At 46.4% G+C, this 14,006-nt stretch carries 9 protein-coding genes; 8 read left to right on the top strand and 1 reads right to left on the bottom strand.

What is annotated here, in order from left to right:
* The first annotated feature begins 291 nt into the window (after positions 1–291).
* Complete coding sequence (locus tag B0E43_RS28910) at positions 292–1,758, top strand: Gfo/Idh/MocA family protein (protein WP_077348805.1); 1,467 nt, start codon at positions 292–294, stop codon at positions 1,756–1,758.
* A 191-nt stretch (positions 1,759–1,949) separates the two neighbouring features.
* Here B0E43_RS28910 and B0E43_RS28905 read toward each other — a convergent pair whose 3' ends face one another.
* Positions 1,950–3,242, bottom strand: coding sequence for a DUF3472 domain-containing protein (locus tag B0E43_RS28905; RefSeq protein WP_077348891.1), 1,293 nt, complete (start codon positions 3,240–3,242; stop codon positions 1,950–1,952).
* 193 nt (positions 3,243–3,435) lie between these two features.
* On the opposite strand from B0E43_RS28905, the gene B0E43_RS28900 reads away from it, so the two are divergent.
* From B0E43_RS28900 to B0E43_RS28870, 7 genes are all read left to right on the top strand, one after another.
* A complete protein-coding gene (locus B0E43_RS28900; RefSeq protein WP_077348802.1) occupies positions 3,436–4,476 on the top strand; it encodes a zinc-dependent alcohol dehydrogenase family protein in 1,041 nt (346 codons plus the stop codon).
* 239 nt (positions 4,477–4,715) lie between these two features.
* Complete coding sequence (locus B0E43_RS28895) at positions 4,716–5,222, top strand: heme-binding domain-containing protein (protein WP_077348800.1); 507 nt, start codon at positions 4,716–4,718, stop codon at positions 5,220–5,222.
* Between the two features lie 145 nt (positions 5,223–5,367).
* Complete coding sequence (locus tag B0E43_RS28890; RefSeq protein WP_077348797.1) at positions 5,368–6,372, top strand: Gfo/Idh/MocA family protein; 1,005 nt, start codon at positions 5,368–5,370, stop codon at positions 6,370–6,372.
* A 105-nt stretch (positions 6,373–6,477) separates the two neighbouring features.
* Entirely contained in the window at positions 6,478–7,677 is a 1,200-nt protein-coding gene (locus B0E43_RS28885) for a sodium:proton antiporter (protein WP_077348794.1), read from the top strand.
* A 107-nt stretch (positions 7,678–7,784) separates the two neighbouring features.
* The gene (locus B0E43_RS28880) at positions 7,785–8,678 is read left to right on the top strand and encodes a hypothetical protein (RefSeq protein WP_139352716.1); all 894 of its coding nucleotides are present in this window, start codon (positions 7,785–7,787) and stop codon (positions 8,676–8,678) included.
* A gap of 555 nt (positions 8,679–9,233) precedes the next feature.
* Entirely contained in the window at positions 9,234–10,679 is a 1,446-nt protein-coding gene (locus tag B0E43_RS28875; RefSeq protein ID WP_139352715.1) for a DUF6600 domain-containing protein, read from the top strand.
* A gap of 120 nt (positions 10,680–10,799) precedes the next feature.
* Complete coding sequence (locus B0E43_RS28870) at positions 10,800–13,934, top strand: glycosyl hydrolase (RefSeq protein ID WP_077348782.1); 3,135 nt, start codon at positions 10,800–10,802, stop codon at positions 13,932–13,934.
* The last annotated feature ends 72 nt before the right edge of the window (positions 13,935–14,006 follow it).

The following is a 14,006-nucleotide window of genomic DNA, read 5'->3' as shown; positions in this document are numbered from 1 at the left end:
ATTTAGACTAAATCCAGCTAGATTTTCTCGATAAACCGCAAAAAATGTCGAAAATCGACTCGCTACATACCCGCAATCGATTTCTTAATTTTTACCGATTTGGACTATTTTTTTTTTGATTATGCAAAATTTCAAAATCAAATTGAAAGACTGTCCTTGGGTGTAGGGGAAAAAACTTATGGAAACTGATAGTCTTTTATCCCAAAAAAAGAGTCCTTATATAAAACCACTAAGTAAAGGATACTTTAATCCTCATTTTGTATTACCATTAAACCTCAATTACTATAGCCCATGAAAAAACACGAGCAAAACTCTTCAGGGCAAACCCGAAGAGACTTTATCAAAAATGCAGCGATTGCATCTTCTTTTTTCATCGTCCCCAGGCATGTCTTGGGTGGCGTAGGATATACCGCTCCTTCTGACCAACTCAATCTGGCAGCTATCGGTGCAGGTGGAAAAGGCCGAAGCGATATCTTGAATGCCTCTGTCAACGGACGTGAAAGAGTAGTAGCGCTTTGCGACGTAGACTTCGCTGGTTCTGCCAAAGAATCGGTCAAAAACTTCCCTAATGCCAAGCAGTATGCAGACTATCGCATCATGTTGGAACAGGAAAAAGACATCGACGCGGTGACCATTTCAACTCCGGATCACGTCCACGGACCTGCTGCCAAATTCTGTATGGAACGCGGCAAGCACGTCTATGTGCAGAAGCCGATGACTCACAACATCCGTGAAGCCAGAATCCTGACCCAAATGGCCCGTGACCAAAAGGTCGTGACCCAGATGGGAAATCAAGGCGCTTCCAACCCATTGATGGACATGATCAAGGGCTGGATGAATGAAGGCAAAATCGGAAAAGTTTCCAAAGTACAAGTCTGGACCAACCGTCCGGTTTGGCCACAAGGAGGCACATTTCCTGCCGCAGAAGCAGGTGCAAAACCAGATCCATTGTCCTGGGATCTTTGGCTCGGCCCATCTCCTGAGATTCCGTTTACTCCAAACCTTCATCCGTTCAACTGGAGAGGTTGGTGGGATTACGGAACAGGCGCTTTGGGTGACGTAGGATGCCACTTGATGGATATTCCTTTCCGTACACTTGGACTTCACTATCCAACCGATGCAGAATGCTCCGTAGGCACGCTATACTCCAAACTGGGAAGCGCAATCTATAATCCTGAAGGCTGTCCTGCTTCATCTTCGATCACACTCCATTACGGCCCGACTGCAAAAAATCCGGTGCCATTGGAAATGACTTGGACAGATGGCGGTATTCGTCCTTCTCACCCAGATATCATTCCTGCAGATCACGAACTAGGAGGTAACAACTCTGCTAACGGCGTATTGCTGATCGGTGAAAAGGGAATTATCTCTCATAATATCAATGATTCATCTCCTCTGATGCCTAAACTGTATCTCTACGATGGCACGCAGGAATTTGGTCCGGATCGGATCGAAGGCACTGAACCTGAATACGGACATCAGCGCAAGTGGGTGGATGCTTGTAAAGCAGGTTTCGGCTCTACCGAGCACAAAGGTCTGACATCCTCTTTCGACTATGCAGGTCCTTTCACTGAGACTGTATTGATGGGTAACCTGGCAATCCGAAGCTTTATGCTCAAGCGTCAAAATGCACAAGGCAGAGATGAATTCTTCGGTCGCCGCAAGTTGCTGTGGGACGGAGAAAACATGCGAATCACCAACCTGGAAGAAGCCAATCAGTTTGTGACAAGAACTTACAGAAAAGGCTTCGAAGTATAGTCCAGTTGTCAGTGATCAGTTTTCAGTAGGCAGTTTATAGTTTGCAGCTGAAGGCAATCGAAAATTGATAGATATAACCGTGGGTGGAAACGCTCACGGTTTTTTCTTTTCATCCCTACCTAGGATAAGGAGGTTTGAAGTCCAAATTCACAAGCTGTCGACCGTCGTCTGTAGTCCGTTGACAGATATTTCTACTTCAATTTTCCAAAATCAATCTGAGGAACTTTCCCTTTTCCAGTTCTTTGATGCATACTTTGTAGCTCGGTGGCGTCATTGAAAAAGCCTCCGTTTTTCAGAAAGAACTTTCCTGTATCGCTGCCTCCGGCAAAGTCTTTTCGATAGCCTCTCTTGGCAATATCATCTCCGGTAAACTTGGCCTCGGTTAGTTCCATCCAATTCCCGGCAGAATCCGCCATCCATTGATTGTCATAAAAAACCCGTCTCTCCAGGTTACCTGATTCGGGGATAAAATTCTCCAAAAACGAATGGGGTCTCTTATACCAATTGTCAGTTTTCGGTCTTAGAAAACTCGCGATCAGCATCCATTCTCCCAGTTCAGGAGCAAAGAAATATGCAGTATAAACCGTGTTGCCTTTTCCGTCAGGCTCGACCGAATTTAGAAACTTGTATGTATTTCCAGCGACCCAATTGTACCTCAGATAGCTCTGTCCTCCCGAACCCTCGTTTCCAAATTCTCCGGTGTACACATCTGCTCCCTTTTTCAGAAGTTTGATCTTTTGATCCTCGGGAATATCTCCGGGTTTATCAGTGGCAAAAGGACTCCAAACCGAAAACAGAATCCTTCGCTCCGATTCAGAATTGACCTGGATTCCAAAATATCCTTCCCCAAAACCATTGGCCATAAAGTAAGATCCAACGGGATCCTCTCCTGTCGGAACTGTCATCTCATTGTAAAACCACTTAAAGTTTCCTTCGCTTGGAAGAGTGTAACTCAAATGAACCGAAGGCCCGCGCCTTCCCCAATAAAATCGGTTGTCGATATTGTCTTTTACAAAATCAAGTGCTAATTCTCCCTCGTGGCTGATTTTCAGACTTTTGATATTCGCGAAGTCTGATCCGGCTTTTTCCAAACCTTGAAGTTTGATTTCATTATAACCGAAGACTAAATTCAACTTTCCAACATCAATAAGCCCTGAATCTCCAGCCTTAAGTTCGACTTCATGAGTTTGGCCATTTAGACTTACTAAAATTCTTGCTGCACCCTCCTGTGGCAAAAGTTCAAGCGTCAGATTGATCTCTTTCGCAACGATTGACTTGAAATAAACACTGAATTCGCTGTCTGCATTTTTCCAGGACAATATTCCATCTGCATTTACTTCTTCCTTGTTTCCCCCTTTGGTTTGGTAAGTATTTCCACCAAGCGGGACTTCAATTGAATTTTGAGCTTGCCTGTCTACTCCAGCAAACAAAAAATTGCCGCAAACTGCGGTCATAAGAAGGACTAAGGAAAATCTGATATCCATCGAAAGCATGATTGAGCCGAAAGATAAGCAGCGCTGTGATTTTCGTCCAAGTCATGACAGAAGGAATTCACTTTCTCCATGCCTGTTTCTGGAGTTTTATGCAGTTCCCAATTCTCGAAATCAATCTTGGGGCCCAATAAGTAAGAATATCCCGAGACAGTTCTATAAATTTCAGGAACTCTAAAAATCCCAAATGAAAGCGCTAGTCATTGAATCCTTTCAGCAACAACCAACCATTCAAACTGTTCCTGATCCAAGTCCTGCCCCAAACGGAGTCGTCATAAAAGTGAAAGCCACTGGGCTTTGCAGAAGTGACTGGCATGGCTGGATGGGTCATGATTCGGATATCCAACTTCCTCATGTTCCTGGACATGAGTTTGCCGGCGTTATCCTCGAGGTGGGAAAAGGTGTGAAAAACTGGAAAGCCGGTGACCGGGTGACTGTCCCGTTCGTTTGCGCCTGTGGAGTTTGCCCGACATGCCATTCCGGAAATCAGCAAATTTGCGACGACCAGTTTCAGCCGGGATTTACGCATTGGGGTTCCTTTGCGGAATTTGTTGCAATCGATCGGGCAGAAACCAATCTGGTCCGACTCCCGGAGGAAATGAGCATTGAAACCGCTGCCAGTTTGGGTTGTCGATTTGCCACATCTTTTCGGGCAATTGCTGCCCAAGGGAAAGTCAGCGGAGGAAAATGGGTTGCCGTGCATGGTTGCGGCGGAGTGGGTCTTTCGGCAATCATGATTGCTGCGGCCTTTGGTGCTACAGTTATTGCAGTGGATATTTCAGATGAAAAACTGGCTTTGGCAAAGGCCGCCGGAGCCCAATTCGGAATAAATGCAAAGCTAACTTCAGATGTGGTGGCTGAAATCATGGAGTTAACCAAAGGCGGTGCCCATGTTTCTGTAGATGCTTTGGGAAGTAAAATCACCTGCTTCAATTCCGTCGCCAGTTTGAGAAAAAGAGGTAAACACGTCCAAGTCGGACTGATGGCGGGAAAAGAATCCAATCCGGAAATCCCGATGCACCTGGTCATTGCCAAAGAACTTGAAATCCTGGGAAGTCACGGAATGCAGGCACATGCCTATCCGGAAATGATGCGAATGATTCAAGACGGAAAACTTGCTCCCCAGAAGCTCATCGGTCGAAGAATCACTTTGGCGGAAGCGGTGGAGGAATTACCCGCTATGGATGATTTTCGGGAAAACGGTATGGTGATGATTGATCGGTTTTAACAAATATGTACTGGTCTAAAAACAAAAAATTTGGACTGCTGCTCCCAAAGTCAGAAACCCATTTTTTTTGTAATGGGATTCAAATCCAAAGGCTGAACTTGAAAAATATTTAAGAGGATCTTAAGCTGGGAAAAGAATTAAATATGGAAAAAAGTCTGAAATTCAAGAAAATAAAAGCTTAACCTGAGTTAAACCAAACTCAGATTTTTAAATCTAATTTCCATAAAATCATACAAGCCATGCTCAAAAAAATCTCAATCGGTCTCGTAGTCCTGCTCGTACTCATCCAGTTTATTCCTGCAGAGAAAAACGAAAGCAACGACACCGAATTTGACGTCACGAAAAGTTACAACGTCCCGGACAATGTCTCCATGATCCTCAAAGGAGCATGCAACGATTGCCACACCAACCTGACTAGATATCCTTGGTATTCAAACGTTCAGCCAGTCAAATACATTCTTGCTGACCATGTCAACGAGGGAAAGGAACATTTAAACTTCTCCTCTTTCACCAAACTACCTATTGCGGTTCAAAACCATAAATTTGAAGAGGTAATTGAAATGGTTGAGGAAAAAGAAATGCCTTTGGAATCTTACACCTACTTTGGACTCCATCCTGAGGCAAATCTTTCAGACTCGGACCGACAAGTGCTTGTCGATTGGGCTAAAGCCCAAATGGCCATGCTCGCCGCCACCTATCCAGCCGACAGTCTGGTGATGAAAAGGCGGGCTCCTCCAGCGGAATAAACTTACAAACCCCGGTATTCCTTATCGGGGTTATTTTTTGGGTCACGTTATCGGTTGCCAATTTTCCACTTTCTCAACTTTCAAACCCGACAACTTTTCACCCTTCCAACCTTTCAACTTTCGAACCCTTTCCCTATTTTCCGAAATGAAAAAATTTACCGATTCTGAGGTTCGTTGGGGCATTTTGGGTGTTGGAAATGTATGTGAAGTCAAGTCCGCACCTGCGATGAACCATGTGCCTCATAGTAAACTTGTTGCCGTGATGCGCCGGGACGAGGTCAAAGTCCAGGACTACGCCACGCGCCATGGAGTTCCCAAATGGTACACCTCAGCTTATGACTTGATCAATGATCCTGAAGTTAATGCGATCTACATCGCCACGCCTCCAAATGCCCATTTGGAACTGACTCAAATGGCAGCTGCTGCCGGAAAACCTGTCTACGTAGAAAAGCCCATGGCCCGAAATCATGCGGAATGCCTAGAAATGATCGACATCTGCGAAAAGGCCGGAGTTCCACTTTTTGTGGCTTACTATCGTCGGGCTTTGCCCCATTTTGTGAAAATCAAAGAACTTATCGATAAAGGCGAGATTGGCGAAGTCCGAACGGTTCACATCAACATGAACCAGATCGTTGAACCCGAGATCATCACCAAATTGGAAAACAACTGGCGTGTTGTTCCCGAAATCGCCGGAGGAGGGTATTTCTATGACCTGGCTTCCCACCAACTGGATCTGTTGGATTTCTTTTTTGGAAAAATCACACATGCCTCCGGTTTCTCAGCCAATCAGGCCAAGGCGTATGTAGTCGAGGATATTGTAGTCGGAAGTTTTGCATTCGAGAGTGGCGTCCTTGGTTCCGGCAACTGGTGTTTTAGCACTTCTCATTCTGCCGAGATCGATGAGATCGTCATTGACGGAGACAAGGGGCAGATCCGCTTTGCCACATTCGGAAAGGGAGAATTTACCCTGATCCGCGACGGAGAAGAGCCTTTTCACTTCCACGTCCAACTCCCCAAACACATCCAATTACCCCTGATCCAATCAATTGTAGAAGATCTCTTGGGAACTGACACTTGCGTCAGCACAGGAGTTACCGGAGCGAGGGCAAATTGGGTGATGGGAAAATTGATAAAGCAGAGGATTTTCTAGGGCAAAAGAAGGCTGTGGTTTAGCTTTGGCTGAGCACAGCAAGTCAAGAGCTTTTAAATTTCATTTTTTTATCTTCAAATTTAACTTTTACCAAATCCATACTTTATGCATGACCACCCGATTGTAGTTTTCATGGCCCTTTTAATATTGGGTTATGGTTTTTTCTCCAAAAAAGCCGAAAACTCGATCATCACTGCTCCGATGATTTTTGTCATCATCGGTCTTATGGTCAGTTTTTTCGACATGGAACTCCTAAGGGAAGGCCCAAAAGCAGGGCCTGTTAAGCCCCTGATGGAATTCACCCTACTCCTGGTTTTGTTTATTGACGGATCAACCATCGACCTAAAAAGCTTGCGAAAGGATCGGGGATTACCGACACGGCTTCTGGGGATCGGTCTTCCACTGACGATGATCATTGGCTCCTTGGTCGCTATTCCAATGTTTCCTGAAATACCGCCCTTGATCTTGATTCTGATGGCCTTTATCCTATCTCCGACCGATGCGGCATTGGGACAAGCGGTGGTGACAGGCGATCAAGTGCCCCGTAGAATCAGACAAACCATCAATGTGGAAAGCGGTTTGAACGACGGAATTGGTCTTCCTCCAATTTTGGTATGTATTGCACTGCTTTCCGGTTCGGCCGGAGAAGGGTTTGACGGGGAATATTGGATGGGATTTGTTGCCAAGCAATTTATCTACGGACCTCTGATCGGCGGTTTGATCGGCTGGGCAGGAGGAAAACTGGTGGAGTGGGCCTTCAACAAAGGAATGATGACAACAGTCTATCAAATGCTTAGTTCCGTGGCAATTGCGGTTTTGTCATTTTCAGGGGCTGAGCTTATGGGAGGCAATGGCTTTATCGCTGCTTATGTAGCAGGCATGCTTTTGGGCACACACAATGAGCTGGTGAGGGAGAGAATGAAGGAATTTGGGGAAGCTGGAAGTCAGATTATGATTTTGTTCATTTTTCTTCTTTTCGGAATTATCCTGGTGCCGTTCTCCTACCACCTTTGGGATTGGAGAGCCTTGGCTTATGCAGTCCTGAGTCTAACCATAATCCGTATGGTGCCTGTAGCGCTTAGTTTGATCAAATCGGGTTTGGATCTCAAAACCACCCTATTTATCGGCTGGTTTGGACCAAGGGGGATTGCTTCTGTTTTGTACATGCTGATGGCTATAATCCAGTTGGGAATAGAGGGGCTAGAGCAGATGGTCAGCATTATCACGCTCACAGTCCTGTTGAGCATTTTCCTTCACGGAATATCTGCTGTTCCCCTTTCTGGTATTTTCAAAAGAAAGTATTGAGCAAAGCCTTAATTCCTATGCCATTAGGAAAAACTTCTCCTCACTTTCCGAGGTTTTTTCACATGAATCTTTCTGTTAACTTGATCAATGCCTAAACCAACACGATTATGACACGTTCTTTTTCGCTCGCATTATTACTCGGGATGATGACATTTTCTCAGGTTCTATTTTCACAAAACCTGAAAAACCGGATCCAACCAGGCAAAATGTACAATGCAGGAGATTCCATATACGCTCCCCGATATGGGTTCAGCGGACAGATCCCAGTCGGTTGGGTTGGTGTCCTTCCAAGGGAAACAGAGGTTTTTCTGCTGAATTCCGCAAGTGGCACATTCGGCGAAATCTTTGTTTTTGGCCGGGAAAAAGTCGACTTGGCACAACTTGCCGAAACCTGGAAAGCCGGAGTGGACATTTCCGAGACGGTTCGGCTAAAGGCCACCGATCCCACCATCGAAGGTGATTTGCTTTACTCTCATGCTGAAGCCACGGGGAATTACCTTCCTCCAAAAAACTACCGTGCATTTGCTGCTACCCGATGCGGTGATGCCTGCATCACAGTGTTGGTAATTTCTGTGGAAGAAAATGCTGAAATGGCCTCTCAATCCGCTTTGGAGATGCTGAAAACAGCCGTTTTATCCACTCCAAAAGAAATCGACCCTTACGAGGGTTTTGACTGGAAAGGATTCCTGTCGGCAAAACTGGTGATCGCCTACGAAGGATTTATCGGCGGCAAGCAGCAGACCAAAGTGAACCTGTGTGAAGATGGAACATTCCGGGCTCAGATCTCCAAACAAGGCATGATGAAGGATTCCAATCCGGATTATAAAGGCGGAATGAAAGGCAGCTGGACTGTAGTGGGAAAAAACTCCGAAGCAACTTTAACTCTGACCTTTGAGAAAAAAGACCTGGCTCCCTTTGTGGCCAACCTCAAATTTGTCGATGAGGAGCTTTACGTCAACGGGGAACGTCACTACGCCAGTCAGTCTGAAAAATGTGATTGACGTTTAATTGAAAACAATCTTTGGAAACCCGGTATGAAAATGCCGGGTTTTTCGTTTTACAGTCGCAAATCATCCACCGGAATGTGGGATTCGGACAAAAAAGTAAACTCAAAAGCCGTTTTGCCTTTCCTGAAAGAGGAAAAACATCCGGTTGCCAGAATTCTGATAAAAAACTTTCAACCCCTGAAAAAAATCTCTTTTCCACTTTTTTAAAAATTGTTTGAAGTGCTAGCCTGCCTGGAATTTAATTTTCTTATAGTAAAATAGTGTTTTTCGAAATTTCAATTTTTTCAAAATACATTAATCTATTTTTTCAATTAAGTGAAAACATATTTTCAGTATTTTGATTTTAATCAAAACTTTCTCACAAATCTTATCGAATAAATTCCTAAAACTGGCCCGATTTTAGAAATAAGTCCTGCAACCATTCAATACAATTTCGCATCTATAAAATAAAAGACCAATGAGCTAAAAAAGAGAAAACCAATACCAAAAACCCGCAAAAAAAGTCTCCGACCAAAACCCATCAAATATCCACACTAAACCACAATTACCATGAAAATGCACTTTGCCACTCGATGGTTTGGCAGCCTTGCATTGGGAGTTTTTCTCCTATCAGGCATGATCGCTCCGCAGGAAGCGGAAGCAAAAAATTACAGAGGAGTCAGCTTTCAGTTTTTTTACGATGAACTCGCACCCTATGGAGACTGGGTCAAGGATGCCCGGTACGGTTACATTTGGCTGCCTGCGGTCAGGGGCGACTTCCATCCTTATGGCACCGAAGGTCACTGGGTCATGACCGAATACGGCAACACTTGGGTGTCCTATTACGACTGGGGTTGGGCTCCATTCCACTACGGTCGCTGGTATTTCGATGATTACTTCCAAAGCTGGGCCTGGATTCCTGGCTACGATTGGGGACCTGCATGGGTCAACTGGAGAACAGGTGGCGGATATTACGGATGGGCGCCACTCGGACCAGGTGTATCCATCAGCGTACGGGTAAATATTCCGGCGGTCCATTGGGTATTTGTCCCAAATCACCGAATCCACCATCACTTTGCCTACAGATATCACGCGCCGCACAAAACCAAAGTGAAAATCTATAACAACACCACCATCATCAACAATACTGTGGTGTACAACAACCATAATTATGTCGGAGGTCCACAGCGAAGAGAAGTGGAACGCGTAACCCGAACCACAGTTCCGGTTTATAATATCCAAGCTAGCAATGCTCCGGGCAGAGCGACTGTTTCGAGAAATTCCGTAGCAATGTACAAACCGGAAGTTCAGGATAGCCGAGGCAGAACCAACGAAATGAGACCCTCTAGAGTACTGGATGTGCAACAGGCTAAAACTGCCCGATCCAACCGAGAACTTAACTCCACAACTCCTTCGAGAAACAGCTCTCCAAGCGTAAACTCAGGCGGAAGATCGGTTGAGTCCTCTCCTAGAAATTCTCAGAATCCGACTGTTTCGGGGGGAACAACTGCTCCAAGCCGCTCAAGCAATCCGTCTGTAAGCAATGGTGGACAAAAGCCGACAGTGACTCCAATGCCGAGTGAAAACAACAGCAGAGGCACTACCACAGCTCCGTCGCGCTCACAAAACTCAGGAAGCAGAGAAAATGCTCCGGCCAGGACCTATGAAAACAGACCTTCGACCAGTTCTGACCAAAGAGGCTCAACACCTACCACCAGATCAGGATCCGAAGTGAAAAAAGAAGAATCGAGAACTCAACAAAGCGCACCTTCGAGAGGTTCGGTGCAGCAGTCAAGACCTGCTCAGGCTCCTGTCAGAACTCAGTCTTCTGAAGTGAAAAGAAGTGAACCTGCGAAAAGCGGAGAGAGAGTTTCCCAACCCTCCAGTTCTCAAAACAGCCGATCTTCCTCTCAGGTGAAAACTTCGGCGCCAACCCAGCGGGATTCTCCTGCCAATACTGAGAGAACCTCAAGTACTAACTCAAGCAAGGAAAGCAGCAGAGGGCGAAATAACTAAGCTCAAATCTCTCTATTATCAAGCCCGACCGTAGTGCGATCGGGCTTTTTCATTTTTAAATGGTTAGCTGGCAAATTCTTCTGTTTTACCTATCTTTTGATTTGAAACCACCAGCCACCCATGAAACGAATATTCTCCTTTTTGCTGCTGTTGAGCAGCATTTCAGCTTTTTCTCAATCCTTTGACAAAACCCTCCCACTCAAATACCGAAACATCGGACCCTTCAGGGGAGGAAGGTCTGTAGCTGCCTCGGGAGTAGTCAACGACCCTCTCACCTATTACTTCGGCACCACCGGAGGCGGAGTCTGGAAAACCAGCGATGCGGGACAGCATTGGGAAAATATCTCCGATGGATTTTTCACCACAGGTTCGGTGGGCGCAGTGGCTGTTGCAGAGAGCAATGCCAACATCGTCTACGTAGGCATGGGCGAACACGCTCCAAGAGGCGTCATGACTTCTTATGGCGACGGAGTCTACAAATCTACCGATGCCGGAAAGACCTGGAAAAAGCTCGGCTTGGAAAAGACTCAGCACATTTCCCGAATCCAGATTCATCCAACCAATCCGGATATCGTCTATGTCGCAGCACAAGGCGCACTTCATGCCCCAAATGAAGATCGGGGCGTTTACAAATCCATCGACGGAGGATTGACTTGGGAAAAAGTCCTTTTCGTGGACAACATGACCGGCGCAGTGGAACTTTCCATGGACATGAATTTTCCTGAAATTCTCTATGCCGCCATGTGGGAGCACCAGCGTTTCCCTTGGCAAGTGAAATCAGGCGGACCGGGTTCGGGACTTTACAAATCCACCGATTCCGGAAAAACCTGGAAGAAAATCCACAAGGGACTGCCCGAAGAGAAAGGAAAAATGGCCATTTCCGTCTCCAGAGCCAATTCCAACAAAGTCTATGCACTCATCGAAAGCGATACCGAAAAGGATCTGGGCGGACTTTTCGTCTCCAATGACGCCGGAGAAAGCTGGTCGTTGATCAACAAAGAAAATAAACTCACCCAGCGTGCATGGTACTACATCGAGGTTTTTGCCGATCCGATAAACGAGCACAAAGTCTATGTTCAAAGTGCCCCCATGCATGTTTCTATCGACGGAGGAAAATCCTTTGAAGACATCAATGGCCCTCATGGCGACTACCACGACCTCTGGATCAATCCCAAAAACGCCAACAATATGATCCTTGCCGATGACGGCGGAGGTTCGATCTCCTTCAACGGTGGCAAATCCTGGTCTGTTCAAAGCAATATGCCCACAGCCCAATTTTACCGAATCAACACCGACAATCAATTCCCTTACCGCATCTATGGTGGTCAGCAGGACAATACCTCCGTGGTGATTTCCAGCATGGCTTTGGGTCGTGGCGGAATCGGTCAAGAGCACTGGAATTACTCCGCAGGCGGGGAAAGTGCCTTCTTGGCTTTCGACCCCGATGATCCCAGGTATGTACTCGGCGGAAGCTACCAGGGCACTATTGAGGTGCTTGACATGGAAACTCAGGGTTCGACCAATATCATGGCGGCTCCCATCCAATACCTCGGCATGGACGCCAAAGACATGAAGTACCGCTTCAATTGGAACGCGCCCATCATCTGGTCTCAGCATGAACCCAATACCTTTTACCATGGCGCGCAAGTCTTGCTGAAAACCCAGGATTGGGGCAAAACCTGGACAGAAGTCTCTCCCGATCTGACCCGAAATGAGAAAGAAAAACAAGGAAAAGGCGGTGTCCCCTACACCAATGAAGCTGTGGGAGCTGAAAACTACGGCACGCTTGCCTATGTGATCGAAAGTCCTCACGAAGCCGGAGTCATCTGGACCGGAAGCGACGACGGCTTGGTTCAACTGACAAGAGACAATGGAAAAACCTGGACCAATGTCACACCAAAAGGCTTGGCAGAATGCTTGGTCAATGCGATTGAAGTATCTCCTCATGATCCGGCGACGGCCTATATCGCCACTACCCGATACAAATTCAACGATTACACGCCGGGTCTCTACAAAACCACGGACTACGGAAAGACATGGACCAACATCTCCAAGGGAATCCCGACAGGCGCTTTTACCCGAGTGGTGCGTGAAGATACCAAGGTGAAAAACCTGCTTTTCGCCGGAACCGAGACGGGTATGTACATTTCCAAAGACGGTGGAACCAATTGGAATCCTTTCCAACTGAACCTTCCCCTGACTCCGATTACCGATCTGAAAGTTGCCCATAACGACCTGATCGTCGCAACGGCCGGTCGCTCTTATTGGATTTTGGATGACCTGAACCTTGTCCGTGAACTTCAAGCCAAAGCTGAAAAAATTGCCGTCTATACGCCTGAGGAAACGATTTTGGGTAATTGGTACAGCGCCATGAACGGCAATCTCGATGACTTCAAAGGCACCGATTCTTTCCTGGGACACAATCCCGCCAGCGGCATGGTGATCTATTACCACCTGCCGGAAACCGTCACCGATTCCACCGCTCTGACCCTCGAGATTCTTGACTCAAACGGAAAACTGGTTCGGAAAATCAGCTCGAAGAAAAATCAGGATTTCAAGTCCTATGATGGAGGTCCTTCTTCCGATCCTGTGATTTCGGTCAAAAAAGGCCTCAACCGATTCGTTTGGGATCTGCGTTATCCGACCGTGCCGGGCATTCCAACGGCTTACATCGAGTCCAGCTATCGTGGTCATAAGGCGATTCCGGGAACTTATACCCTGAAAATCAGTTCCGGGCCTGAAACCGTCGAAGTCAAATCTATCATCAAAGACGTACCGGGCTACAACCTTACACCAGCGGACTACCAAGCCTATCACGAATGGATGAGCAAACTGGAATCCGAAGTCACCACGATGCACACGATGGTTAACACCGCAAAAACCTACCAAGACCAACTTACCGACTTACTGAAAAAACTGGATGACAAAACCGAATACAAAGACCTAAAAACCGAAGGAGAAAAGCTGATCAAGGAACTCAAAGCTTGGGACGAACTGATGATCCAGCGCAAGTCCACTGCCTACGATGACGTGGAAAACTTCCCCAACAAGTTCACCGCCAACTTTATGTTTATGATGAACCATGGAGAAAGCAGCATTCCCAAGATCAACGAAGGCACCAAAGCCCGTTACACTGAACTACTGGAACAGTGGAAACCGCTGGAAACAGAAGGCAAACGACTGATTGAAACCGCCGTTCCGGCATTTAATAAGTTGGCGACTGAGAAGGGAGTTGGGGTGTTGTTTGTGAAGTGATTTGATGAATTGACCAATTGTAAATTGGTTGGGATATAAGGGTGGGATTGCAAATACCACCCAGCGTCCAGA

Source organism: Algoriphagus sp. A40 (genome assembly GCF_002002735.1).
Lineage (GTDB): Bacteria > Bacteroidota > Bacteroidia > Cytophagales > Cyclobacteriaceae > Algoriphagus.
The sequence above is the reverse complement of the archived record's forward strand: the minus strand, read 5'-3'. Positions and strand labels throughout refer to the sequence as shown.

Coding starts and splice junctions, on each gene's coding strand:
- B0E43_RS28910 (WP_077348805.1), top strand. CDS start 292: ATGAAAAAACACGAGCAAAACTCTTCAGGGCAAACCCGAAGAGACTTT.
- B0E43_RS28905 (WP_077348891.1), bottom strand. CDS start 3,242: ATGGATATCAGATTTTCCTTAGTCCTTCTTATGACCGCAGTTTGCGGC.
- B0E43_RS28900 (WP_077348802.1), top strand. CDS start 3,436: ATGAAAGCGCTAGTCATTGAATCCTTTCAGCAACAACCAACCATTCAA.
- B0E43_RS28895 (WP_077348800.1), top strand. CDS start 4,716: ATGCTCAAAAAAATCTCAATCGGTCTCGTAGTCCTGCTCGTACTCATC.
- B0E43_RS28890 (WP_077348797.1), top strand. CDS start 5,368: ATGAAAAAATTTACCGATTCTGAGGTTCGTTGGGGCATTTTGGGTGTT.
- B0E43_RS28885 (WP_077348794.1), top strand. CDS start 6,478: ATGCATGACCACCCGATTGTAGTTTTCATGGCCCTTTTAATATTGGGT.
- B0E43_RS28880 (WP_139352716.1), top strand. CDS start 7,785: ATGACACGTTCTTTTTCGCTCGCATTATTACTCGGGATGATGACATTT.
- B0E43_RS28875 (WP_139352715.1), top strand. CDS start 9,234: ATGAAAATGCACTTTGCCACTCGATGGTTTGGCAGCCTTGCATTGGGA.
- B0E43_RS28870 (WP_077348782.1), top strand. CDS start 10,800: ATGAAACGAATATTCTCCTTTTTGCTGCTGTTGAGCAGCATTTCAGCT.